The organism is Gordonia neofelifaecis NRRL B-59395, assembly GCF_000192435.1.
In the GTDB taxonomy this organism is placed as follows: Bacteria; Actinomycetota; Actinomycetes; order Mycobacteriales; family Mycobacteriaceae; genus Gordonia; species Gordonia neofelifaecis.
In genome coordinates this window covers 1-23,354 of the sequence record NZ_AEUD01000004.1, presented here as the reverse complement: position 1 = coordinate 23,354, position 23,354 = coordinate 1, and the positions used below count along the sequence as shown (strand labels likewise).

Sequence of the window (23,354 nt, the reverse complement as noted above, 5' to 3'; positions counted from 1 at the left end):
GACCCCGATCGGCGCAACCGATCGGGGTCGAATGGTCTATGCGGGGTTCGTCAGTGTCCGACGACCGCGAGGGCCGCATCCCAAGTCTCGTCTCCGCGCTGCTCCCCCGGTCCGACCATCGCCGAGAACTTGACCGTGCCGTCGCGACCGACGACGAACGTTCCCCGGTTCGGGAAACCGCGCTCGACATCGAAGACTCCGTAGGCGTCGGCGACTGCGCCGTGCGGCCAGAAGTCGGCGAGAATCGGGAACAGGAACCCCTGCGCGGACGACCACACCTTGTGCGTCGGCGGCGGCCCGACCGACACCGCGACCACTGTGACGTAATCGTTGTCGAAGCGCGGCAGGTTGTCGCGCAGGAACCCGAGTTCGCCTTCGCACGTGCCGGTGAAGGCCAGGGGGAAGAACACGATCAACACATCGCGATCGCGCAGGTCGGAGAGCCTGACCACCTGGTTGTTCTGGTCACGGAGCTCGAAGTCCGGTGCGCGCGAACCGATCTCGATCGGTCCGGCAACCGACTGAGCGGTCATCAGCGCTTCCCTGCGCGAGCCTTCGGGGTCACCAGTCGTGCGCCCGACCAGTCCCCGAGACTGATCACCGAGGTCTGCGTGAGACCCGCGGTCGGCGCAGCCTCCGCGATCTCGCTCGGGTCGACGTATCCGTCGCGCCCGGTCTTGGGCGAGAGCACCCAGATGAATCCGCCTTCGGCGAGCGGTCCGATCGCATCCATCAGCGCGTCGACCAGGTCGCCGTCGTCGTCGCGCCACCACAGCACCACGGCGTCCATGACGTCGACGGCGTCGTCGTCGAGCATCTCCGCATCGATCGCGTCTTCGATCTCGATCCGAAGATCATCGTCGGTGTCCTCGTCCCACCCGATCTCCTGCACCACCATGCCGTTGGTGAAACCGAGCTTGACGGCCCTGCCTTCTGGGGCGGTTACCACCGCGTGTGCCCTCCATTCGATGTCTGCGGACCCACGCTCTTCACGCGGGCCGAGCCACGTCACGCCGACGCAACTTAGAAACAGCGTAAAGGCAAACTACCCTCGCGCACAGTGTCTAACGACCTGAACTGTGGGATCTGGGCGTTTCGCAAGCGATTTCGCGCGCGTCAGGCACTGCCTGCGGGCAGATACTCCGAGCAGGTGTCGAGGAGTGAGGTCCGGTCGCCGCTCCACTTGTCCGACGCGGCGTTCAGCGCCTGCCGCCGCTTCGCGTCGATCTGCTCGGCGAGCCGCTCGGAACTGGACACGAACGCCTCGACCTGACCATCGATGCTCGACGGGACGTCCGGTGACACCGCTTTACGGACCTCGTCGGCACCGGTATTCAGGGTGTCCACGGCCCAGCGCGCCTCGGAACCGAGCTTCGCATAGTCCTGAACATCGTTGAGCCGCTTGATGAACGCGTTGTAGTCTCGCACCATCACCCCGGCCGAGGCGACCACCTGCTGACACAGCCGCACCACGGAGATCTTCTCCGACTCCGACGCGAGCGCCCGGGACACCGTCTCGGTCAAGGTCCCGGGATGGGCGACACCCTCGTCGGACGGTGTTCCGGAACTGCACGCGGCCGACGTGACGAGGCACAGCGCGATCGTGGCGGCCGCGACGGACCGAGCCGTGCGGCCCACACCGATCCCCTTTCGGGACGAGTTCGTTCGAGTACGAGCAGGTTACCGCAGCCTCGGAGAATGTGACTGGACACATCTAGCTCAAACCAGGTGATGTGCGGCACGATAGATACAAGGCCGCATCCATCGTCTGCGGCGCGTATCCGGCCGCCCCACCCCGGCGGCCCCGACATGCAGGCCCGGCTGCGGCAATCGCACAGCCGACCTGCGAGATAGGTGGCAGATAGTGACCGATCAGATCGCCGGCACCGACCAGGCCGAGACACCGGCGGCCAGCGGCAGCCGCGTTCAGGTCATCCGGGACGGCGTCGCGTCCTACCTGGTCGACAACGATCCGACCGAGACCGACGAGTGGCTCGAATCCTTCGATGCGATGCTCGCCGACGCGGGCCCGGAGCGTGCGCGCTACCTCATGCTCCGCATCCTCGAACGGGCCGAGGACAAGCGCGTGGGAATCCCCGCGCTGACCAATACCGATTACGTCAACACGATCCCGACCGAGCTGGAACCCGAGTTCCCCGGCGATGAGGACCTCGAACGCCGCTACCGCGCGATGATCCGCTGGAACGCCGCCATCATGGTGCACCGCGCTCAGCGTCCCGGCATCGGCGTCGGCGGCCACATCTCGACATACGCCTCGTCGGCCTCGCTGTACGAGGTCGGCTTCAACTACTTCTTCCGCGGGCAGGATCACCCCGGTGGCGGCGACCAGGTCTTCATCCAGGGCCACGCATCGCCGGGCATCTACGCTCGCGCGTTCCTCGAGGGCCGCATCGACGAAGCCCGACTGGACGGTTTCCGGCAGGAGCAGAGCCATGCGGGAGAGGGCGGCGGACTGCCGTCGTACCCGCACCCGCGGCTGATGCCCGAGTTCTGGCAGTTCCCGACCGTCTCCATGGGCATCGGCCCGATGAATGCGATCTACCAGGCGCGATTCAACAAGTACCTGCACGGCAACGGCATCAAGGACACCTCCGACCAGCACGTCTGGGCCTTCCTCGGCGACGGCGAGATGGATGAGCCCGAGTCGCGCGGTCTGGCCCAGGTGGCGGCGACCGACGGTCTCGACAACCTCACCTTCGTGATCAACTGCAACCTCCAGCGCCTGGACGGCCCGGTCCGCGGCAACGGCAAGATCATCCAGGAGCTGGAGTCGTTCTTCCGCGGCGCCGGCTGGAACGTGATCAAGGTGGTCTGGGGCCGCGAGTGGGACAGCCTGCTCCACGCCGACAACGACGGCGCACTGGTCAATTTGATGAACAAGACCACCGACGGCGACTACCAGACCTATCGGGCCAACGACGGCGCCTTCATCCGCGACCACTTCTTCGGCCGTGACGCCCGGACGAAGGAACTCGTCAACGACCTGTCCGACGAGGACATCTGGAACCTCAAGCGCGGCGGTCACGACTACCGCAAGATCTATGCCGCGTATGCGGCGGCGATGGCGCACAAGGGCCAGCCCACCGTGATTCTCGCCAAGACCATCAAGGGCTACACCCTCGGCAAGCACTTCGAGGGCCGCAATGCGACCCATCAGATGAAGAAGATGACGCTCGCCGATCTCAAGGCGTTCCGCGACACCGCGCACGTCCCGATCACCGATGCGCAGCTCGAAGCGGATCCGTATCTGCCGCCGTACTACCACCCGGGAATGGACTCGCCCGAGATCAAGTACATGCTCGACCGGCGCAGTCAGCTGGGCGGCTTCGTGCCCAGCCGCAAGATCGCCGCGAAGCCGCTGCAGGCCGATCCGGCGCCCGCACTCAAGGCGGTCTCGGCGGGCTCGGGCAACCAGCAGGTCGCGACGACGATGGCTCTCGTCCGCATCTTCAAGGAACTCCTTCGTGACAAGGAGATCGGGAAGCGGATCGTCCCGATCATCCCCGACGAGGCGCGGACCTTCGGCATGGACTCGTGGTTCCCCACGCTGAAGATCTACAACCCGCACGGCCAGAACTACACCTCGGTCGACGCCGAGCTGATGCTCGCGTACAAGGAGGCCGAGAACGGCCGCATCCTGCACGAGGGCATCAATGAGGCGGGTTCCACGGCGTGCTTCACGGCGGTCGGCACCTCGTACGCCACGCACGGCGAGCCGATGATTCCGCTGTACATCTTCTATTCGATGTTCGGGTTCCAGCGCACCGGCGACGGACTCTGGGCCGCCGCCGATCAGATGACGCGCGGTTTCGTCATCGGTGCGACCGCCGGCCGCACCACGCTCACAGGTGAGGGATTGCAGCACGCCGACGGCCATTCACCTCTGTTGGCCGCGACCAACCCGGGCGCCGTCTCCTACGATCCGGCGTTCGCCTACGAGCTCGCGCACATCGTCGTCGACGGCCTCGAGCGCATGTACGGCCCCGATGCCGAGAACATCTTCTACTACGTCACCGTCTACAACGAGCCGATCTCGCAACCGGCGGAGCCTGCGGACCTCGACGTGGCCGGACTGCTCAAGGGCATCTACCGGTACCGCCGCTCCGAGGCCCAGGCCTCGAACTACGCGAACATCCTCGTCTCCGGTGTGACCATGGGCGACGCCCTGCGCGCACAGGAGTTGCTCGCCGAAGAGTGGGACGTGGCGGCCGACGTGTACTCGGTGACCTCGTGGTCGGAGCTGGCACGCGACGGCATCGCGGCCGATCGCGCCGAGCTCCGGAATCCGGGATCGTCGACGCGCCCCTACCTCACCGAGGTGCTGCAGTACGCGAAGGGCCCGTTCGTCGGCGTCTCCGACTACATGCGCGGCGTCCAGGAACAGATCCGCGCATATGTGCCGGGTACGTATCTGACGCTCGGCGCGGACGGGTTCGGCTTCTCCGACACCCGCCCCGCGGCGCGCCGGTACTTCAACATCGACGCCGAGTCGATCGTCGTCGGTGTGCTCGTCGCGCTCGCGCGGGACGGCAAGATCGACCGCACCGTCGCGGCCGACGCCGCGCGCAAGTATCAGATCGACGACGTGACCGCTGCTCCCGAGCAGACGAGCGATCCCGGCGTCGCCTGATCCATCGTCTCAACACAAGTGAACGCCGGCGACCGCGTGTCGCCGGCGTTCACTGCATCCGCGGCCCGGCCGCCGATGTACCTCGAACGGCCGCGATCCGGCGGCCGCCGCCGTCGGAGCCGAACGACTCGGGCACAACCCCGCGGGCGCGGTCTACATTGAACTCGTGCCTGATCCCGAAGCCGACCCGCGACTGAAGACCACCCGCGCCACCGACGTCTTCGGCGCGAGGGGGGCACACGTGCCCGCTCCGGCCACGGTTCACGACGCCCTGCCCGACACGCTCCTGCGGCGGGTCAAGCAGTACAGCGGGCGCCTCGCGACCGAGGCCATCCACTCCATGTCCGAGCAGCTCCCCTACTTCAGCGATCTGGACGCCGCGCAACGCGCCAGCGTTCAGCTGGTGGTTCAGACGGCCGTCGTCAACTTCGTCGAGTGGATCCAGGACCCCGAGGGGAACGTCAAGTTCACCGTCCAGGCGTTCCAGGTGGTGCCGCAGGACCTCGCCCGGCGCATCTCCCTGCTCCAGACCGTGGAGATGGTCCGCGTCGCAATGGAGTTCTTCGAGAAGTGGCTCCCTCTGCTCGCCCGCAACGACGCCCAGCTCAGGGCCTTGACCGAGTCGGTGCTGCGGTACGGACGCGAGATCGGGTTCGCCGCCGCGGCGATCTACGCGTCGGCGGCCGAGTCGCGCGGCGCCTGGGACTCCCGGATGGAGGCCCTGGTGGTGGACGCGGTGGTCCGCGGCGACGAAGGCCCCCAGCTGCTGTCGAGGGCGGCGGCCCTGAACTGGTCGACCGAGGCCGCGGCGACGGTGATCGTCGGATCGCCGCCGCCCGAGCAGAACGTCTCCGTGGCGCTCACCATTCACAACACCGCCAAGCAGTACGACCGCGCCGCGCTGTCGGTGGTCCAGGGCAGCACGCTCGTCGCGATCGTCGAGGGACCGCTGCGCCCGTCCGACCGTTTCCTCACCGATCTCCTCGAGCACTTCGCCGACGGGCCGGTGGTGATCGGCCCCACGACGCCGAACCTCGGCTCCGCGCACGCCAGCGCCGTCGAGGCCATGGCGGGCATTCGCGCCGTCGCCGGTTGGCCGAATGCCCCGCGTCCGGCGTACAGCTGGGACCTGCTTCCCGAGCGCGCGCTCAACGGAGATCGTTCGGCGATCGAGACGATGGACGAGACGATCGTCGAGCCCCTCAACGGCTCGGAGACGCTCGTCAACACCGTCGAGGCCTATCTCGAGAGCGGAGGGCAGGTCGAAACTTGTGCCCGCGCCCTGTATATCCATCCAAATACTGTGCGGTATCGCCTAAAAAAAGTGACAGACATCACCGGGCGTGACGCATCTAACCCCCGCGACGCCTTCGTTCTGCGTGTCGCACTGACCATCGGCCGATTGGCACGAAACCATCAAGGAACATCCCTTTCTGCCCCGTGAGTAACACTCGCCACGGTCGTTGCGGCGTATCGGCCCAGCTCGGAGAAAAATGACGACAAGGCGGTAACGGATCTCAGGCCGATGACGATGGGAACACCGACAACGTCACATTTGTAGGAACCCTACAAAGATCGATACCAAGGTTAGTACCCAGCAACACCCCTGCGAGGTCCCGAAAAGGTGTTCCCTAGTCACGTGCTTTCGTTGCTTGCGCCCGGACAGGGCTCACAGACACCCGGCATGCTCACCGAATGGTTGGAGCTGCCCGGGGCCCGCGACCGTGTCGCCGCGTGGTCTGACGCGGTCGGCTTGGACCTGGCCCGGCTCGGTACCACCGCGACCGCGGAGGAGATCACCGACACCGCGGTCACCCAGCCCCTCGTCGTCGCCGCGGCCCTGCTGTCGTTCGACGCCCTGACGAGCAAGCACGGCGAACTGCCCGCCGACACCGTCATCGCCGGCCATTCCATCGGCGAGGTCGCCGCTGCGGCGATCGCCGGCGTCCTCTCGGCCGACGAGGCGATGGTGCTGGCCGGGATCCGCGGTGCCGAGATGGCCAAGGCCTGTGCACTCGAAGAGACCACCATGGCGGCGATCCTCGGCGGCGACGAAGCCGAGGTGCTCACTCGGCTCGACGACCTCGACCTGGTTCCGGCGAACCGGAACGCCAAGGGTCAGATCGTCGCGGCCGGATCCGTCGTCGCGATCGAGAAGCTGATCGCCGATCCGCCCGCGAAAGCCCGCATCCGCAAGCTCGCTGTCGCCGGCGCCTTCCACACCCGATACATGGCGCCCGCTCAGGACGCCGTCGCCGCCGCGGCCGCCACCATGAGCCCGGCCGATCCCAACCGGACATTGCTGTCGAACGCCGACGGCAAGCCGGTGACCAGCGGTGCCGAGGTGCTCGGTCGCCTCGTCACGCAGGTCACCAGCCCCGTTCGCTGGGATCTGTGTTCAGAGACGCTCCGCGACGCGGGCACCGACGCCATCGTCGAGCTCGCACCGGGCGGAACGCTCGTCGGCATCGCCAAGCGCGAATTGAAGGGCGTGCCGTCGCGCGCCGTCAAGGTCCCAGCAGATCTGGAGGACCTCCCAGGACTTGGATAGCGGTCGGCAGCACCCGACCCCCGGAAGGCCCAACGGCCCGTCCACTCAGCACACGCTGACTCCGGAACACCCATAAGCAGTACGCAACGAAGAAGGGAGCCACATCGTGGCCGCCACTCAGGAACAGCTCGTCGCAGGCATCGCCGAGATCATCGAGGAAGTCACCGGCATCGAGCCGTCGGAGGTGACCCTGGAGAAGTCGTTCGTCGACGACCTGGACATCGACTCGCTGTCGATGGTCGAGATCGCCGTTCAGGTCGAGGACAAGTACGGCGTCAAGGTGCCGGACGAGGATCTCGCCAGCCTGCGCACCGTCGGCGACACCGTCGCCTACGTCCAGAAGCTCGAGGCCGAGAACCCCGAGACCGCTGCAGCCATCGCCGCCCAGATCGAGGGCGGCCAGGCCTAGCATGACCGAGCTTCGTGACTTTTCCACTCGCGGTGGGGAGTTCCCTAGCGTGGTGGTGACCTCGATGGTCGCCACCACGTCCCTGGGGGCCGATCTCGACACGACCTGGGAAAATCTCGTCGCCGGTAAGTCCGGCATTCGGGAGCTGACCGACGATTTCGTCAGTCAGTACAACCTGCCGGTCAGCATCGGTGGTCGCCTCGTCGAGGATCCGACCAACGAGGTCACCCGTATCGAGGCGCGACGGATGTCGTACGTCGAGCGGATGTCGCATGTGATGAGCAAGCGCCTCTGGGCGCAGGCCGGCGAACCCGAGGTCGATCCCGATCGTCTCGGCGTCGTGCTCGGCACCGGCATCGGCGGCGCGGATTCGCTGATCGACGCCGACCGTGCGCTCACCGAGACCGGTAACTACCGCAAGGTCTCGCCGCTGGCCGTCTCGATGTCGATGCCGAACGGTCCCGCCGCCGTCGCCGGCCTGAACATCGGTGCTCGCGCCGGTGTCATCACGCCGGTCTCGGCCTGCTCGTCGGGTGCGGAGGCCATCGCTCACGCGTGGCGCCACATCGTGATGGGCGACGCCGACATGATCATGTGCGGCGGAGTCGAGGGACACATCGACGCTGTGCCGATCGCCGCGTTCAGCATGATGCGCGCGATGAGCACGCGGAACGACGACCCCGCGGCCGCGTCGCGCCCCTTCGATAAGGACCGCGACGGCTTCGTCTTCGGTGAAGCGGCCGCCATGCTCATCCTCGAGCGCGAGGACCACGCCAAGGCGCGCGGTGCTCACATCCACGCTCGACTGCTGGGCTCCGGCATCACGTCGGACGGTTTCCACCTCGTTGCACCGGACCCGTCGGGCCAGGGCAACACCCGCGCGATGATCCGATCGCTGCAGACCGCGGGCCTGCAGAAGTCGGACATCACGCACGTCAATGCGCATGCGACGTCGACCCCCATCGGCGACACCGCAGAATCGCTGGGCATCCAGGCCGCCGTGGGCAACCACGCAGCCATCTACGCGCCCAAGTCAGCCCTGGGACATTCGATCGGTGCCGTCGGCGCCCTCGAAGCCGTCCTGACCATCAAGTCGGTGGAGGACTCCGTCATTCCCCCGACGCTGAATCTGGAGAACCAGGATCCGGAGTGCGGCGACATCGACGTCGTGCACGGTGAGGCTCGCCGCGGACAGATCGACTACGCGCTGAGCAACTCCTTCGGATTCGGTGGGCACAACGTGGCCTTGGCATTCGGCCGATACTGATCCCCAAAACCCCCGCATAGGAGAACCCGATGACCACACTGGCACCCATCCCCGGCCGTGAGGAGGCAACCGATCCTCGTGATCCGTTGCTGCGTTTGACTAGCTTCTTCGACGACGGAACCGTCGAGCTGCTGCACCCCCGTGACAAGTCGGGTGTGCTCGCAGCGATCGGCGACGTCAACGGTGTCCGCACCGTCTCCTATTGCACCGATGGCACCGTGATGGGCGGTGCCATGGGGATCGTCGGTTGCGCTCACATCGTGAACGCGATCGACACCGCCATCGCCGAGCAGACGCCCGTCGTGGGCATCTGGCATTCGGGCGGCGCACGACTGGCCGAGGGCGTCGAAGCCCTGCACGCTGTGGGGGGCGTGTTCGAGGCCATGGTGCGTGCCTCCGGCTACGTGCCGCAGATCTCCGTGGTGGTCGGGTTCGCCGCCGGCGGTGCTGCATACGGTCCGGCGCTGACCGACGTCGTCATCATGGCCCCCGAGGGCCGCGTCTTCGTGACCGGTCCCGACGTGGTCAAGAGCGTCACCGGCGAGCAGGTGGACATGGAGTCGCTCGGCGGCCCGCACACGCACGGCAAGCGCTCCGGCGTCAGCCACATCACCGCGGACTCCGAGGCGGACGCCTACTGGCGCGCCCGCCGTCTGGTCAGCACCTTCTCCCAGCAGGGACACTTCAACCGAGAGAAGGCCGAGGCCGGCGACACCGACCTCCGCGCTCTGCTCCCCGAGTCCAACCGCCGCGCCTACGACGTCCACCCGATCATCGAGGCCATGCTCGACACGCAGCTCGCGGCCGACGACAAGACCGAGGTCACGACGTTCGAGGAGTTCCAGGCCAAGTGGGCCCCGAACATCACCGTCGGCTTCGGTCGCCTCGCGGGCCGAAGCGTCGGCATCGTCGCGAACAACCCGCTGCGCATGGGCGGCTGCCTGAACTCGGAGGCCGCTGAGAAGGCCTCCCGGTTCGTCCGCCTGTGCGACGCCTTCGGTGTGCCGATCATCGTCGTCACCGACGTCCCCGGCTACCTCCCGGGCGTCGGCCAGGAGTGGAACGGCGTCGTGCGCCGCGGCGCCAAGCTCCTCCACTCGTTCGCCGAGTGCTCGGTCCCCCGCGTCACCCTGGTGACCCGCAAGATCTACGGCGGTGCCTACATCGCCATGAATTCGCGGGCGCTCGGTGCCACCGCCGTCTTCGCATGGCCCGGCTCCGAGGTCGCCGTGATGGGCGCCAAGGCGGCCGTCGGCATCCTGCACAAGAAGACCCTCGCCGCCGCTCCCGAGGAAGAGCGCGAGGAACTGCACGAGCGTCTCGCCGTGGAGCACGAGCAGATCGCGGGCGGCGTCGGCCGCGCGCAGTCGATCGGCGTCGTCGACGAGATCATCGATCCCGCCAAGACTCGCAGCATCATCGCCGAGGCGCTCGCTTCGGCACCGGCGCGCCGCGGCCGCCACAAGAACATCCCGCTGTGATGTGAACTGACAGCGCGCCAGTTCGACGAGGTCCCCGGATGCCCCTGGCTCCGGGGACCTCGTCGTCCCCGACCCAGCTCCGTTCGGTGGTCACCACTACGGTTCCAACACATCCGCCACAGAAAGAACTGGCGCAACACGCACATCACAAGGCATACTTTGTATCAGCAGTGTGATATCCGGGTTCCGGCGTAGGTGCGCTTGGGGAAGACGTTCCTCGTCGAACCGGAGGTGAGAAAGTGCGCAATCTGAATCAGTTTGCGGACCTGACGAGCGGTGTGGTGTATGTCCACGCCTCTCCCGTCGCGCTGTGCCCGCATGTCGAGTGGGCGCTCTCGTCGACCCTGAATGCACGGGCCGACCTGAAGTGGTCGGCGCAGGAGGCCGAACCCGGACGGATGCGTGCGACCGTCGACTGGGCAGGTCCCGTCGGCACGGGCGCGCGACTGACGACGGCGCTGCGCGAATGGCCCGGTCTCGTCTTCGAGGTCACCGAGAATCCCAGCGACGGCGTCGACGGCGAACGGTTCTGCCACATTCCGGGGCTCGGCCTGTGGCGCGGCTCCACCGGCGCCAACGGCGACGTAATCGTCGGTGAGATGCAACTGCGGGCCCTGATGGACGCCCAACCCGACAGCGCGGGCATCGCCGGTGGGCTCGACGCGATCCTCGGCACCGCCTGGGACGAAGCGCTCGAGACCTACCGCATGGGCGGAATCGGCGCCGAGGTCACCTGGCTGAGCCAGCGCGTCGGCTGAACCGGCGTCTCCGCCTCATCGACGAGAAACGGCCGCCCCGAGAGTCTCGGGGCGGCCGTGTCGTGTCCGGGTCGACTACTGGCTCAGCGGATACCGCAATCGCGCCACCGCCGTCCGATTCCACACCTCGGAGACCACGTCGTCCGCGCGCACCGGAATCACGTGACCACCGGTCTGCAGCACCCAGACCGCGATGCGCGAGAGGAGGTCGTAGCCGTCGTCGCGGTAGACGAGGTCGCCGGTCTGGTCGTCGAGACGACCGAGCACGTCGACGGTGAAGTCGTAGACCAGCGTGTCGACGTTGCCGCCGACCGCCGCGCGGGCGATATCCACGAGGTCGGTCGCGACGATGCCCTTGGAGACGCCGTCGCCGATCGTGTCGACCGTACTGTTCGCCCGTCGGGCATTGATGTCGGCGAGGTCCTGCCGGATGCGTTCGTCGATCTGCGCAGCGGTCAGCTCGTCCGGACTCCCGGGGACCGGAGCCAGTTCGCGCCGCCCGCGGTCGAGGTTGGCGTACATGTCGAGCAGCGGGTCGGCGGCGAACAGGAACAGCGGCAGATGCGCCGCGGGATCCTCGGCGTCGACTGCCTTGACCACGGCTTCATGCACTCGTTTGGCGTACTTCTCGAGCAACGCCTTGGCTCCCTCGTCACCGTGCAGCCTGCCGACGTGGCCGCGTCCGCGCACGGTGGCCCGGTTGGTGGCGTCGGCGACGTCGGCGATGCCTTCCGCGGCCACGTCGACCTCGGTGACGAGTTCGGAACCGGTGGCGCGCCACAGGTTCCATCCATCCGCAGAAAGGGTGAGGGCGAAGGCCCGCTGCGGAGTCGCTATCGAACGCACCAGCTGACCGACGTCGAAGAAGCTGCCGACCTGCAACTGGTTCTCGAATTCGTTCGGCAGCACGAACATCTCCGCCCGCTCGGGCGTCACGAACACCGCCAACGACCGCGACAGCTTCCGCCATCCCTCGTCGGCCAGCACCTCGGTGGTCCGGTCGTGCAGGGCCGCTTCTATCGCGTGGTTGCCACCGCCGTTGCGGACGGATCGCACCGCCCGGTCCATCGCGCTCTTGACGGTGGTGCGCGCCAGGTCGTACTGCGCGGCGTTGGCCTGCGCGTAGACGGTCACCGCGTGATCGCGCGGTGAGCCCAGTTCGAGCAACTCCGTCGTAGTCGGAAAATCATAGCGAGCCACGAACAAGCCTCCTTGAGTTTCTCAGGTGCGAACGCGGCGTACGCGGGCGAACACCCGACGACATCGGCAGAGGATGCGACCGCGTTCTGTTTCCGAGGCTACCCGGCCGAGGCGTCCAGTTCCTCGATGATCGTCTGGTTGAACTCACTCCAGAGAGGCTTCGCCCAGGCCCCGAAAGGCCGATCGGTCAGCACGACGGCCGCAGCCGCGCGGTCCGGATCCACCCAGAGGTATGTGCCGGCCTGACCGAAGTGGCCGAAGGTGCGGGGCGAGTGTCCCGGGGCGGTCCAATGGGGGCTCTTGCGACTTCGGATCTCGAAACCGAGACCCCAGTCGTTCGGACGGTGCTTTCCGTATCCGGGCACGAATCCGTCCAGCCCCGGGAACTGGACGGTCGTCGCCGCGGCGGCGAGGTCCGGCGACACGAGCCGCGGCGCGAGCAGATCCGCGGCGAACCGCGTCAGATCCGCGGCGGTCGATCGTGCCGCATGACCCGCCGGTCCGAAGAGTCCGGTCGCGCTCATCCCGAGCGGGGCGCACACGGCCTCGTCGAGGTAGTCGGCGAAGGCGATGCCCGCCGCCTCCTCGACGGTCTGCGCGAGCACCTCGAAGCCCGCGCTCGAATAGATCCGTTGCTCGGCGACACCGGCCACGGCCTCACTGCTGTCGAAGGCCAGGCCGGACGCGTGAGCGAGCAGATGCGCGACGGTCGCACCCGGGGGTCCGGCGGGGGTGTCGAGTTCGACGGCGCCCTCTTCGACCGCGACCAGCACGGCCTGCGCGACCAACAGCTTGGTCACCGAGGCGAGTTCGTACACCCTCCAGGTGTCACCGTGGCTTCCCCGGATCCCGTCGACGGTGAGCACCACCGCCGCAACATTGTCGACGGGCCATTCGGACAGCGCGCTCAGAGACCTCACGCTGCGAGCCTACTGGCCCCCTCCGCGGGCTCGACCACCGCTGCGGTCAGGCCGCCGGCCTGCTGGAAGCTGCGGGTCCGGTGCTCGGGGTCCGGCTGCTCGTGGCACGCGGCGTCGAGGCCGGAGCGGGCGCGGACCTCTCCACCTCCGCATTCACCGCGGGCTTGCCGTCGGCACCGGTGGTGAACTGGTCCTCGTCGAGGGTGGTGGTCACGTCGTCGACGTCACCGAGCACCTGGTCGACCTTCGCCGCCGGGATGCCGCAGTTGTTGATCGCCTCCGAGACCCATTTCTTGGTGAGCCGGTCCTTGCCATCGGCGTGCGCCTGCTCGACGGTGCCGGCCGAGATCTGCTTGGACCGCCGGAGATCGGGCACATCCGCGCAGACGTGGAACACCGAACCGCCCTTGGTGTAGTACACCTCGTTCTCGCCGGTCAGCTGCTGCACCACGTTCGTCTCGACGCTGTACTGCTCCACCGACGGCGGGTTCCAGTCCGCACTCGCCGCGCCGACGAGGACGGCGACGACTATCGCGACCCCGCCCGCGATCCCCTTCTGCTTACCGTCCAGATCCTTGTTCAGAAAGATCAGCACGATCAGCGGCAGGAAGGCGATCACCGTGATGATGACGCCGAGCTGGTTCTGGACGAAGAATCGGACCTTGTCCTTCTCCGACGCCGGGTCGAGACGGTTGGCCTTCTTCCAGAGCAACGAGCCGCCGACCGCGAACGCGCCGATGACGACGATCATCACGATCAGCAGCCACATCTTGATCGGATCCTGGCGCAGCACCCAGAGGATCGCGACCACCTCCCCGGCGATCGCCACCGCCCACAGCAAGGCCGCGACGATGCGCAACCGCAGCGCGGCCGACTCGGCCTCCGGCGAGGCCTGGAAGGCGCCGCCCGCCACGGTCTCGTGCTCGGCGATCTCGGCACCTCGCTCGGCGCGCGAGCGCGGACTCTTCTTCTCTGCCATCTCTCCCCCACTTCGACCATCGGCCGGACTCGATCAGATTAGGACACGGCCGCGGGTCCGACCGGCGCAGACACGACAGGAACTAAAATTTCGGCGCGACCGACTGCGACCAGTGGTTTCGTCACCGACGCCGGCTCGTGGACACGCGCACCCACCTAATGGCGCGGCCCGTCGCCCTCGCGCGGGTCCACGTCGACCGCCGTGTCCCGCTCGGCCCGGATGATCTGGATCGATCGCGCGTACACGGACTCGACCGTGAGGACCACCGCGCACCCGATCGCGACGGTGCCCGGAACGAACACCAGTAGATCGTCGATGCGGTCCCAGGCCGCCGGACTCCACAGCGCGATCCAGGTCAGCAGCAGCGCGATCACCGTCGACAGTTCGCCGAGGAAGCTGAGCAACACGAACGCGCTCGCCGCGGCGCGGTGGCGGCGCACCGCCTTCCGCGAGAAGTGGAAGTTGGCCGCGAAGGCCAGCAGCAGCACCGCGAACAGCGAGAGCAGCAGCCCCAGATCGTCGTTGGTCAACTCACGCACGGCGTCTCCCCCGGTTCAACTCCCGCGACCATAGCCCACCGCCACGTCACCCGCCGACAGACCGAACGAAACGTCCCCGCGAGGGCGGCCGAGGGCAGATAGCCCTCCGCCGCCACTCACGGGGACGTTTTCGGTCGGCAGATACCTACCGGTCGGCGTCGGTGTAGCGGATGACGCCGCGGATGTTCCGGCCGTCGAGCATGTCCTGGTAGCCCTCGTTGATCTGATCGAGGCTGTACTGCCGGGTGATCATCTCTTCGATCTTGAGCTTGCCGATCTTGTACATCGACAACAGGTTCGGGATGTCGAGCTTCGGGTTGGCGCCGCCGAAGATGCTGCCCTGCAGGTTCTTCTGCAGCAGAGTCAGCATCGACAGGTTGAGCGTGACCTGGTTGTCCATCATGTTGCCCATGCCGGTCAGCACGCAGGTGCCGTTCTTGGCGGTGATGCTCAGCCAGGTGTCGACGTCCTTGCCGAACACCTCTCCGACGGTGACGACGACCTTCTGGCACATGCCCCACTCGGTGGCGTTGCCGATCTCGTTCATCGCCTCTTCGACGCTGGCGAACGCGTGGGTGGCGCCGAACTTGAGGGCCTGCTCACGCTTCCACTCCACCGGGTCGATGGCGAAGACATTGCGCGCACCGGCGATCACCGCGCCCTGCAGGGCCGCGGTGCCGACGCCGCCGACGCCGATGATCGCCACGTCCTCGCCCGGACGGACGTCGCCGCTGCGGGTCGAGGAACCGTATCCGGTGGGGATGCCGCAACCGCACAGTGCGGCGACCTCGAAGGGGATCTCCTTGTCGATCTTCACCGCCGAGGCCTCGTGCACCACCATGTACGGGCTGAAGGTGCCCAGCAGCGTCATCGGGTACACCGGCTCGCCGTCGGCGGTGTGGATCCGGAAGGTGTGGTCGGAGACCGCTTCGCCCTGCAGCAGCATCGCACCGAAGTCGCACAGGTTCGCGACGCCCGCCTTGCACGAGCGGCACTTGCCGCAGGACGGGATGAACGACAGCACGACGTGGTCGCCCACCTCGAAATCGGTGACGCCCTCGCCGATCTGCTCGACGACGCCCGCGCCCTCGTGACCGCCGAGGATCGGGAATCCGCCCATCGGGATGCCGCCGGTCATCAGGTGATGATCGGAGTGGCACATACCCGCCGCCTCCATGCGGATCTTGATCTCGTGCGCCTTGGGATCACCGATCTCGATCTCTTCGATCTTCCACGGCGTGTTCAGCTCCCGCAGGATGGCGCCCTTGGTCTTCACAGTCATTTACCTCTATTTCGAATCCCGTTGCGGCGGCGAGGCCGCATCCGACAGATGACGTACGGCCTCAGCCGCATCTGCTAGTGAGGGTAGTCACTTCCGGGCAAAAATGAAACACGTTCCAGTTCTCAGTTCGCGAGGCCTGCGTCTTTGCTGCCGTAGGCCTGGCGCAACTGCGGCTTGACCACCTTGCCGCCGGCGTTTCGCGGGAGCTCGTCGAGGATCACGAGGTCCTTCGGGTGCTTGAAGCGCGCCAGGTTCTCGTTGAGGTACGGCTCCATCTCGGCCAGCGTGAGATCGTCGACGCCGTCGGCGAGAACGACCACCGCGACCGGCACCTCGCCCCACTTCTCGTGGGCCCGGCCGATGATCGCGGCCTCGGCGATCTTGGGATGGCCGAACAGCGCGTTCTCCACCTCGGCGCAATAGATGTTCTCACCGCCCGAGATGATCATGTCCTTCGCACGATCGACGACGTACAGGAACCCCTCCTCGTCCTGGCGCACCAGGTCGCCCGAGTGGAACCAGCCGCCCGCGAAGGCATCCGCGGTGCCCTGCGGGTTCTGCCAGTAGCCGGCCATCAGGTTCGGGCCGCGGTAGACGATCTCGCCGACCTCCCCGCGCGGCACGTCGTTCATCGCGGCGTCGACCACGCGGGCGGTGACGCACGGGACCACCTTGCCGATGGATCCCAGCTTGCGCAGCGCGTCCTTACCGTGCAGCACGCAGGTGATCGGGGACATCTCGGTCTGACCGAACACCGCGACGTTCATCGCGTCGGGGAAGGTCTCGTTCATCGCGCGCAGCACCGTGTCCGACGCAGGCGCGGCGCCCCAGCTGATCACCCGGAGCTTGAGGTCGCGCGGCTTGGCCTGCTGGGCGGCGCAGACGGCCTGCCATTGCGCGGGCACCAGGAAGATCGACGTGGTGCCCTCGGCCTCGAGGACGTCGAGCATCTGGTTCGGATCGAAGTTGCCGAGCGGATGGATCACGGTCGTCGCACCCATGTAGAAGGTCGGCGTCATCGCGCCCAGTGCGGCGATGTGGAACATCGGCGCCACACAGGACGCGATGTCGTCGTCGGCCGTGTTCAGTGCCTGGATGCACGTCACCGCCTGCGCCTGCAGGTTCTGGTGTGTCAGCATCGACCCCTTCGGCTTGCCCGTGGTGCCCGAGGTGTACATGATCAGCGCGATCGTGTCCTCCGGGATGTCGATCTCCGGCAGCGGCTCCCCTTCCTCGGCGACCAGGTCCTCGAATCCCAGGTGCGTCGCGTTGGCGATGTCACCGACGTTGATGATCGTGTCGACCGCGCCGGTGATCCCCGCGACGGCGTCGGCGAGCGGCGCCAGCATGGTCTCGGTAACGATGATCCGCGCCCCCGAGTCCTCGACCAGGAAGGCCACTTCGGCCGGCGCCATCCGGATGTTGACCGGCACCGGAATGGCGCCGATCAGGTTGGCGGCCAGGGTGAGTTCGACGTACTCGGTGCGGTTGAGCATCAGCACCAGGATCCGATCGCCGAACTGCACGCCCCGGCGCAGCAGTGACGCCGCCAGGGAATGCGTACGGTCGTCGAGCTCCCGCCAGGTGGTGCCCTTCCCGAGGAAGCGCAGGGCCACGGCGTCTGGCTTGGCCTCGGCGTGACGGCGGACCTGGTTGTTCCAATGGCTGCGTCGCGAACGCAACGGCTCGTCGGTGAGAGTGAAGCCCAGCGTCTCGGTCATGTCGTCTCCTGTTGCGGTGTTCTGAATCGTGGAAGTCGGATGGTCGTGCAGACCGGCTCAGCGTCCGGCGAACGCCTTGAGCGCGGCGTGGAACTGGGGTGACTGCAGCAGCGCGGTCTGGCCCGCGATCTCGCGGTCGAGCGCGGCCTGGAAGCCGTGCAGAGAGTGCTCGTCGAGCGCCGACTTCGTCAGCGCCAATGCGTGCTGCGGCGTCTTGGCCAGCTTGGCTGCGACCCTGTCCACCGCGGCGGCCAGACCGGCGGGGTCTTCGAAGAACGAGTTGATCAGCCCGAAGGCGTAGGCATCGGCGGCTGACAGCTTCTCGCCGAGCAACGCCATCGCGTTGGCCCGCGCGCGTCCGACCGCCGCGGTGAAGATCGCCGACGCCCCGCCGTCGGGCATCAGACCGATGTTGACGAAGGCCAGCATGAAGTACGACCGACTGGTCGCGTAGACGAGGTCGGCCGCCACCGCCATCGAGGCGCCGATGCCGACCGCCGGGCCGTCGAGGGCCGCGATCACCGGCATCGGCAGACGGCGGATCGCCCGGACCAGATTCGAGCCGTTCTCGATGATGGCGCGCGACGCGGCCTCGTCGAATCCCCCGGATCCGGCCGCATCCGACGCCATGCCCGCGACGTCCGCGCCCGCGCTGAAGGCACCGCCGCGTCCGGACAGCACGACGACGCGCACGTCGTCGCGCACCGCCCACTCATCACAGAGGGCGATGACCCGGGCAGAGGCCGCCCCGTCGAGCGCGTTCAGCTGCTTGGGCCGGTCGATCTCGAGCCGAGCGATGCCGTCCTGATCGATGCTCCCCCACACCCCGTCGGAACATTCGGCCTCGCTGATCATCGCACTCCTCGCGCTCGTGGGATCGTCGTAATCGCCATCACCGTAGCACCGAAAGTGACTCAGGTCATGCGAATGATGATTAACTTTTCCGCCCACCGTGATGCTCTGACCTCAGCCTATTCCGATACCTGATTCCGGCTTCTCGAGTTTCGAGATTCGTTAACATCGATCCTCATGACATCGCGAGCCGACAGCCGCCCGGCGGGCCGAGCACGTATACGCCCGGCGGACCGCCGCGACGTGATCCTGACAGCCGCCGCTCGGAGCTTCGCCGAACACGGCTTCCACGCCACCCGCCTCGGTGCCGTCGCCGAGGAGGCCGGGATCTCGGCGCCGGCGCTGTACAAGCACTTCTCGGGCAAGTACGAACTGTTCGCCGCCGCCCTGATCGATCTCGCCGAGCAACTCGCCGCGGCCGCCGCCGCAGTGCCCACGGACGACGACCCGCGACGGGAACTCCTGGCGGTGATCCGAGCCATGGCGGGCAATGCCCTGGACAACCGCGAGACGGGCAACATCTACCGCCGAGAGCCGCGACTGCTGCAGGGCGACGACCGCCGACGCCTCGCCGAACTGTCCGCAGGCACCCGCGAACGACTCGTCGCGCTGCTCGGTCGCGCCCGTCCGGTGGCACCCGAGCGGACCGTCCGACTGCTGGTGACCGCGGCCCTGTCGATCGTCGCCAGTCCGGTGACGCATCGCGTCGGTCTCGCTCGCCGGGCCGTTCTCGACACGCTGTGCGGAACCGTCGAGACCGTCGTCGAACTGGACCTGCCGGATCCGGCCACCGCGGCGGACTCGACCGGCCTGACTCCCCTCGGACGTCGCGAGGCCGTGCTCACCGAATCGATCAAGCTCTTCGCCTCTCGTGGATTCCACGAGGTCACGCTCGAAGAGATCGGCGCCGCGGTCGACCTCCCGCCCTCGGGCGTCTACCGGCACTTCTCGTCGAAGAACGCCATTCTCACCGCGGCTCTCTGGCGCGGCTCCGAGCGGACCACCGCGGCGATCGCCGACGGTCTGGCCAACGCGACCACCCCCAACGAGGCACTCGTCGCATTGGCGGCCGAGTACAGCAGCCTCTGCGTCAGCGATCCCGAGATCATGGCCGTGTACCTGCGTGACATGGGCGCACTCGACGTCGCCGATCGGCGGGCGCTACGCCGTCAGCAACGACTCAACGTCGACGAGTGGGCGACGTGGCTGCAGCGTGCCCGGCCCGACGTCGCACCGGCGGCGGCCCGATTCCTGGTGCACGCCGCCCTGAACGTGGCGACCGATCTGACCATCGCCTACCGCGACCTCGACGCGTCCACCGCCGCGGTCGTCGTCGCGGCGGTCCTCACCGGAGACTGACGCGCGTCCTAAACCACCGTCAACTCGGACAGCTTCCACGAATCGCCGTCTCGAGTCAGGGTGATCCTGATGCGCGATTCGTAATCGACGCCGTCCTTCGCGGTCGCCGGTGCCAGCGGCGATTTGACGTTCTGGTTCATTGCGACGAGCACGACCGCTTCATCATCCGACCGGGAGATCACTCCGGCTTCCACGACCCGAGCGGTTCCACTCGCCTGTGCTTCGTCGTTCCCCGCCCTGGCCTGCTGCGAGGACTTGATGTACTCGTCCGCGAATTCGGGCGTCGAGATCTCCCGAATCCGCTTGTCGAGATCGGAGTACTTCCCGGCCGAGTACGTCAGCACGGTCGTCGCGTACTCGCTCGCCGTCGCGGCGGCCTCCCGATCGGCCTCCGCCGAGTCATCGGTGAGGAGCAGGTAGGCCAAGACCGCGATGACCGCCAGCAGCACCGCCACTGTCACACCGAAGACCACGACTGTCTTCCGCGGAGTGCTCGGCGACGCACCGGTCACGACTTCCGCCGACACGCCGGCCTCGGCATCGCCGTCGCCCGCGGCCTTCCCTGCGGCCTTCGCCTCCCGATCCTCGCGGAGCTCTGCGCGGCGGGCGCGGTTCTCGGCCAGCAGCTCGTCGCGATCGGAGATCCCACCGTCCCGGACGGCGGCCGTCTTCGGATCGTCCGAACCATCACTCATGGGGTCCAACCCTAACCGCTGATAGCCGCGTTGATTGAAAGTGATATAGCTCACTCCTCAGTCCAATACATATATGTGATACGAATGAAGTGATCTGTTTCATTCAGCACGTAGTCAGGGAGTACCCATGGTCGAATTCACGCCGGAACAGACCGCCTTCGCACAGGCGGTCACCGACTTCTGCGAACGCGAGGTCGGCACCCGCCAGCAGCGGGACGTCCTCACCAACAACGGCGCAGACGCGCATTCAGATGAGCTGTATCGGAAGATGGCTGCCCTGGGCTGGGCGGGCATCAACGTCGCCGAGGAGTTCGGCGGTGCCGGCGCGGGCAACGTCGAGATGTGCATCTTCCTCGAGGAGGCCGTGCGCTGTCAGGCGCCGATCGGCGCTGTCGGCCCCACCCTGATCACCGCGGCCGCCTACGCCAAGTTCGCGAACGACGACCTCCGCCGCGAAGTGCTGGCCGGCGTCGTCGCCGGTGACTCGCTGTCGGTCTCGATGTCGGAGCCGGAGGCGGGGTCGGACGTCGGCGCGCTCACCTGTCGCGCCGAGAAGGTCGACGGCGGCTGGAAGATCAACGGGCAGAAGACCTGGTGCTCCAACGCGCACTTCTCGAAGAGCATCCTGCTGATCGCGCGCACCGATCGCTCGGGCGGCAAGCACGAGGGCCTGACCCAGTTCCACGTTCCGGCGGGTACCCCGGGGCTGAAGATCAGCGGCATCGACACCCTCGGCGGCCGCGAGGTCAACGACCTCTACTTCACCGACTGCTTCGTCCCCGACTCGGCGGTCGTCGGAACCGTCGGCGACGGCTGGCGTCAGCTGATGTCCGGCCTCAACTCGGAGCGACTCATCCTCGCGGCCATGCAGCTGGGTCTGGCGCGTCGGTCGTTCGACGACACCCTGGCATTCATCAAGGACCGCAAGCAGTTCGGCCGTCCGATCGGCTCGTTCCAGGCGCTGCGCCACCGTATGGCCGACCACGCCACCGAGATCGCCTGCACCCGCGAGCTCGTCTACAGCGTGGCACGCGCCGCCGACGCGCACCCCGAGAAGATGATGCCGCGCGAGGCGTCGATGGTGAAGCTGAAGGCCACCGAGACCAGCAAGAAGATGACCATCGACGGCATGCAGATGATGGGCGGTTATGGTTACGCCACCGAGTTCGACGCCGAGCGCCTGATGCGGTCGGCGATCATCTCCACCGTCTTCGGCGGCACCAACGAGATCCAGCGCGACATCATCGGAAAGACGTATGGCCTCTGATTCCACGACCTCTGGACAACGGCGGCGACGCCCGCAGTTGTCCGAGGAGGTCGCATCGATCCTCCGGCACAAGATCATGACCGCCGGGGTGCTGCCCGGTGAGCGGATCCGGATCGATGAGACCGCGCTGGAACTGGGCGTCAGCGTGACGCCGGTTCGAGAGGCCCTTCTCACGCTGCGGGGCGAGGGCATGGTGCTCCTCGCCCCGCATCGCGGCTATGAGGTCGCGCAGCTGACGCGCACCGACGTCGACGACCTGTTCTGGTTGCAGGGCGAGGCGGCCGCGCGGATCGCTCGGCGGACGGCCGCGGTCGTCACACCCACGCAGGCCGACGAGCTCGCGTGGGCCAACGCCCAATTCCGCAGCGCGCTGCGATCGGGCGATCGGGCCGCGCTGACCGCTGCGGAGTTCGAGTTCCACCGCACCCACAATCAGATCAGCGGGAACGCCAAGCTCGCGTGGATCCTGATGAGCACCACCCGGTACACCCCGCACGAGCTGTACGCATCCGACCCCGAATGGGGCGCGGCCACCGCCGAACTCCACGACGAACTCATCGCGGCTTACCGCGCCGGCGACGCCGACGCCGCGGCGGCGTGCATTCGCCGAGAGTTCACCGATGGCGCCGACCGTCTGATCAAGCATCTCGCTCAGACTCCGATCTGGCGAGAAGAGCCCTGACCAGCCGTTTTGCACTCTCGAAGATTCATGGGATAGAGTCTGTTCTCGTTCGAGACAGAGCAATCCCCCATAGCTCAATTGGCAGAGCAGCCGACTGTTAATCGGCAGGTTATTGGTTCGAGTCCAATTGGGGGAGCAACGAAAACCACCTGTTCACAGGTGGTTTTCTTGTTTCTGCGGATTCGTCGTGGGGTTCACGTGGGGCCCTCGATGGCGCAAGTAGTCGATTCTTGACGGATCTCCGATAGGATGGGGCTGTGCCGCATCGGCGGCGCAAACTTCATAGTCGAGCGCCCTGGAGCTGGCGGTGCGTCGGACATGGATCGGAACGTAAGGACGGACCGATGCGGGCCATGACCGAGGCCCACGCCGGATAGAAGCACCAGACCACGTATCACGAGCAGCAGGCCCCAAGCCGCCGTAAGCCTCGACAGTTGGCTGTGGTCGATTCCGTAAACGGAGTCGATGAACCATGCCCAGAACCAATGCGCCCGAGTCACACGACGACCTGTGGTGCTTCAGCAAGACCGAGGTCGCAGAACGCCTCGGCGTCAGCGAGCGCACCGTCGATCGCCTGTTGGCCGCGCGCAAACTCACCGTCGTCGGCAACCGTCGGCGCGGCACGACGGTGAAGATCACCGCGCGCTCGCTGCGGAAGTACATGTACCCGAATGGCTGAGGCGAGGCGGCTCCCCTGTCGACCGCTCCAGACGGGTCCAGATGGTCAACGACAGCCTCGCA

At 67.1% G+C, this 23,354-nt stretch carries 22 protein-coding genes and 1 tRNA gene; 12 read left to right on the top strand and 11 right to left on the bottom strand.

What is annotated here, in order from left to right; genetic code table 11:
- Positions 1–50: 50 nt before the first annotated feature.
- The 3 genes from SCNU_RS05890 to SCNU_RS05880 all read right to left on the bottom strand — a co-directional run bounded on the left by SCNU_RS05890 (position 51) and on the right by SCNU_RS05880 (position 1,638).
- A complete protein-coding gene (locus SCNU_RS05890; RefSeq protein WP_009678436.1) occupies positions 51–533 on the bottom strand; it encodes a peroxiredoxin in 483 nt (160 codons plus the stop codon).
- Positions 533–949, bottom strand: a complete 417-nt coding sequence (locus SCNU_RS05885) for a DUF3052 domain-containing protein (protein WP_009678435.1) — start codon at positions 947–949, stop codon at positions 533–535. The genes SCNU_RS05890 and SCNU_RS05885 overlap by 1 nt, the downstream gene beginning before the upstream one ends.
- A 167-nt stretch (positions 950–1,116) precedes the next feature.
- On the bottom strand, positions 1,117–1,638 hold the full coding sequence (locus SCNU_RS05880) for a hypothetical protein (RefSeq protein WP_009678434.1): 522 nt from the start codon (positions 1,636–1,638) through the stop codon (positions 1,117–1,119).
- Between the two features lie 226 nt (positions 1,639–1,864).
- On the opposite strand from SCNU_RS05880, the gene aceE reads away from it, so the two are divergent.
- From aceE to SCNU_RS05845, 7 genes are all read left to right on the top strand, one after another.
- On the top strand, positions 1,865–4,651 hold the full coding sequence (aceE, locus tag SCNU_RS05875; protein ID WP_009678433.1) for a pyruvate dehydrogenase (acetyl-transferring), homodimeric type: 2,787 nt from the start codon (positions 1,865–1,867) through the stop codon (positions 4,649–4,651).
- A 166-nt stretch (positions 4,652–4,817) separates the two neighbouring features.
- Positions 4,818–6,095, top strand: a complete 1,278-nt coding sequence (locus tag SCNU_RS05870; protein WP_009678432.1) for a PucR family transcriptional regulator — start codon at positions 4,818–4,820, stop codon at positions 6,093–6,095.
- 195 nt (positions 6,096–6,290) lie between these two features.
- Positions 6,291–7,202, top strand: coding sequence for an ACP S-malonyltransferase (locus tag SCNU_RS05865; protein WP_040517804.1), 912 nt, complete (start codon positions 6,291–6,293; stop codon positions 7,200–7,202).
- Between the two features lie 106 nt (positions 7,203–7,308).
- On the top strand, positions 7,309–7,611 hold the full coding sequence (gene acpM / locus SCNU_RS05860; protein ID WP_006895207.1) for a meromycolate extension acyl carrier protein AcpM: 303 nt from the start codon (positions 7,309–7,311) through the stop codon (positions 7,609–7,611).
- Between the two features lies 1 nt (position 7,612).
- Positions 7,613–8,878, top strand: a complete 1,266-nt coding sequence (locus SCNU_RS05855; RefSeq protein ID WP_040517801.1) for a KasA/KasB family beta-ketoacyl-ACP synthase — start codon at positions 7,613–7,615, stop codon at positions 8,876–8,878.
- A 29-nt stretch (positions 8,879–8,907) separates the two neighbouring features.
- Positions 8,908–10,359: an acyl-CoA carboxylase subunit beta gene (locus tag SCNU_RS05850; protein ID WP_009678429.1), complete on the top strand. Its 1,452-nt coding sequence runs from the start codon at positions 8,908–8,910 to the stop codon at positions 10,357–10,359.
- 239 nt (positions 10,360–10,598) lie between these two features.
- Positions 10,599–11,117 carry a DUF3145 domain-containing protein gene (locus SCNU_RS05845; RefSeq protein WP_009678428.1) on the top strand — a complete coding sequence of 173 codons (519 nt, stop codon included), beginning with the start codon at positions 10,599–10,601 and terminating at the stop codon, positions 11,115–11,117.
- Between the two features lie 75 nt (positions 11,118–11,192).
- Here the strand turns inward: SCNU_RS05845 and SCNU_RS05840 are convergent, their stop codons facing one another.
- The 7 genes from SCNU_RS05840 to SCNU_RS05810 all read right to left on the bottom strand — a co-directional run bounded on the left by SCNU_RS05840 (position 11,193) and on the right by SCNU_RS05810 (position 18,613).
- Positions 11,193–12,317 (bottom strand): baeRF8 domain-containing protein, encoded by a 1,125-nt coding sequence (locus tag SCNU_RS05840; protein WP_040517860.1) that lies wholly within the window; start codon positions 12,315–12,317, stop codon positions 11,193–11,195.
- Positions 12,318–12,415: 98 nt separating this feature from the next.
- A complete protein-coding gene (locus tag SCNU_RS05835; RefSeq protein WP_040517799.1) occupies positions 12,416–13,237 on the bottom strand; it encodes a serine hydrolase domain-containing protein in 822 nt (273 codons plus the stop codon).
- A gap of 46 nt (positions 13,238–13,283) precedes the next feature.
- Positions 13,284–14,216, bottom strand: a complete 933-nt coding sequence (locus tag SCNU_RS05830; protein ID WP_009678425.1) for a hypothetical protein — start codon at positions 14,214–14,216, stop codon at positions 13,284–13,286.
- 155 nt (positions 14,217–14,371) lie between these two features.
- Complete coding sequence (locus SCNU_RS05825; protein WP_009678424.1) at positions 14,372–14,755, bottom strand: hypothetical protein; 384 nt, start codon at positions 14,753–14,755, stop codon at positions 14,372–14,374.
- Positions 14,756–14,900: 145 nt separating this feature from the next.
- On the bottom strand, positions 14,901–16,031 hold the full coding sequence (locus tag SCNU_RS05820) for an NDMA-dependent alcohol dehydrogenase (protein ID WP_009678423.1): 1,131 nt from the start codon (positions 16,029–16,031) through the stop codon (positions 14,901–14,903).
- Between the two features lie 128 nt (positions 16,032–16,159).
- Positions 16,160–17,758 carry a fatty-acid--CoA ligase FadD5 gene (gene fadD5, locus SCNU_RS05815; protein ID WP_009678422.1) on the bottom strand — a complete coding sequence of 533 codons (1,599 nt, stop codon included), beginning with the start codon at positions 17,756–17,758 and terminating at the stop codon, positions 16,160–16,162.
- 57 nt (positions 17,759–17,815) lie between these two features.
- Entirely contained in the window at positions 17,816–18,613 is a 798-nt protein-coding gene (locus SCNU_RS05810; protein ID WP_009678421.1) for an enoyl-CoA hydratase-related protein, read from the bottom strand.
- A 174-nt stretch (positions 18,614–18,787) separates the two neighbouring features.
- On the opposite strand from SCNU_RS05810, the gene SCNU_RS05805 reads away from it, so the two are divergent.
- The gene (locus SCNU_RS05805) at positions 18,788–19,969 is read left to right on the top strand and encodes a TetR/AcrR family transcriptional regulator (RefSeq protein WP_083812560.1); all 1,182 of its coding nucleotides are present in this window, start codon (positions 18,788–18,790) and stop codon (positions 19,967–19,969) included.
- Between the two features lie 8 nt (positions 19,970–19,977).
- On the opposite strand, the gene SCNU_RS05800 is transcribed toward SCNU_RS05805, so the two are convergent.
- Positions 19,978–20,664 (bottom strand): hypothetical protein, encoded by a 687-nt coding sequence (locus SCNU_RS05800; RefSeq protein WP_009678419.1) that lies wholly within the window; start codon positions 20,662–20,664, stop codon positions 19,978–19,980.
- Positions 20,665–20,791: 127 nt separating this feature from the next.
- Between SCNU_RS05800 and SCNU_RS05795 the strand changes: the two genes are divergently transcribed.
- The 4 genes from SCNU_RS05795 to SCNU_RS05780 all read left to right on the top strand — a co-directional run bounded on the left by SCNU_RS05795 (position 20,792) and on the right by SCNU_RS05780 (position 23,292).
- On the top strand, positions 20,792–21,931 hold the full coding sequence (locus tag SCNU_RS05795) for an acyl-CoA dehydrogenase family protein (protein WP_009678418.1): 1,140 nt from the start codon (positions 20,792–20,794) through the stop codon (positions 21,929–21,931).
- A complete protein-coding gene (locus SCNU_RS05790; RefSeq protein WP_040517797.1) occupies positions 21,921–22,613 on the top strand; it encodes a GntR family transcriptional regulator in 693 nt (230 codons plus the stop codon). The genes SCNU_RS05795 and SCNU_RS05790 overlap by 11 nt, the downstream gene beginning before the upstream one ends.
- 63 nt (positions 22,614–22,676) lie before the next feature.
- A tRNA-Asn gene (locus SCNU_RS05785) sits at positions 22,677–22,749 on the top strand.
- A 336-nt stretch (positions 22,750–23,085) separates the two neighbouring features.
- Positions 23,086–23,292: a helix-turn-helix domain-containing protein gene (locus SCNU_RS05780; protein WP_009678416.1), complete on the top strand. Its 207-nt coding sequence runs from the start codon at positions 23,086–23,088 to the stop codon at positions 23,290–23,292.
- The last annotated feature ends 62 nt before the right edge of the window (positions 23,293–23,354 follow it).

Coding starts and splice junctions, on each gene's coding strand:
- SCNU_RS05890 (WP_009678436.1), bottom strand. CDS start 533: ATGACCGCTCAGTCGGTTGCCGGACCGATCGAGATCGGTTCGCGCGCA.
- SCNU_RS05830 (WP_009678425.1), bottom strand. CDS start 14,216: ATGGCAGAGAAGAAGAGTCCGCGCTCGCGCGCCGAGCGAGGTGCCGAG.
- SCNU_RS05790 (WP_040517797.1), top strand. CDS start 21,921: ATGGCCTCTGATTCCACGACCTCTGGACAACGGCGGCGACGCCCGCAG.
- SCNU_RS05850 (WP_009678429.1), top strand. CDS start 8,908: ATGACCACACTGGCACCCATCCCCGGCCGTGAGGAGGCAACCGATCCT.
- SCNU_RS05805 (WP_083812560.1), top strand. CDS start 18,788: ATGACATCGCGAGCCGACAGCCGCCCGGCGGGCCGAGCACGTATACGC.
- SCNU_RS05810 (WP_009678421.1), bottom strand. CDS start 18,613: ATGATCAGCGAGGCCGAATGTTCCGACGGGGTGTGGGGGAGCATCGAT.
- SCNU_RS05795 (WP_009678418.1), top strand. CDS start 20,792: ATGGTCGAATTCACGCCGGAACAGACCGCCTTCGCACAGGCGGTCACC.
- SCNU_RS05855 (WP_040517801.1), top strand. CDS start 7,613: ATGACCGAGCTTCGTGACTTTTCCACTCGCGGTGGGGAGTTCCCTAGC.
- SCNU_RS05780 (WP_009678416.1), top strand. CDS start 23,086: ATGCCCAGAACCAATGCGCCCGAGTCACACGACGACCTGTGGTGCTTC.
- SCNU_RS05800 (WP_009678419.1), bottom strand. CDS start 20,664: ATGAGTGATGGTTCGGACGATCCGAAGACGGCCGCCGTCCGGGACGGT.
- fadD5 (WP_009678422.1), bottom strand. CDS start 17,758: ATGACCGAGACGCTGGGCTTCACTCTCACCGACGAGCCGTTGCGTTCG.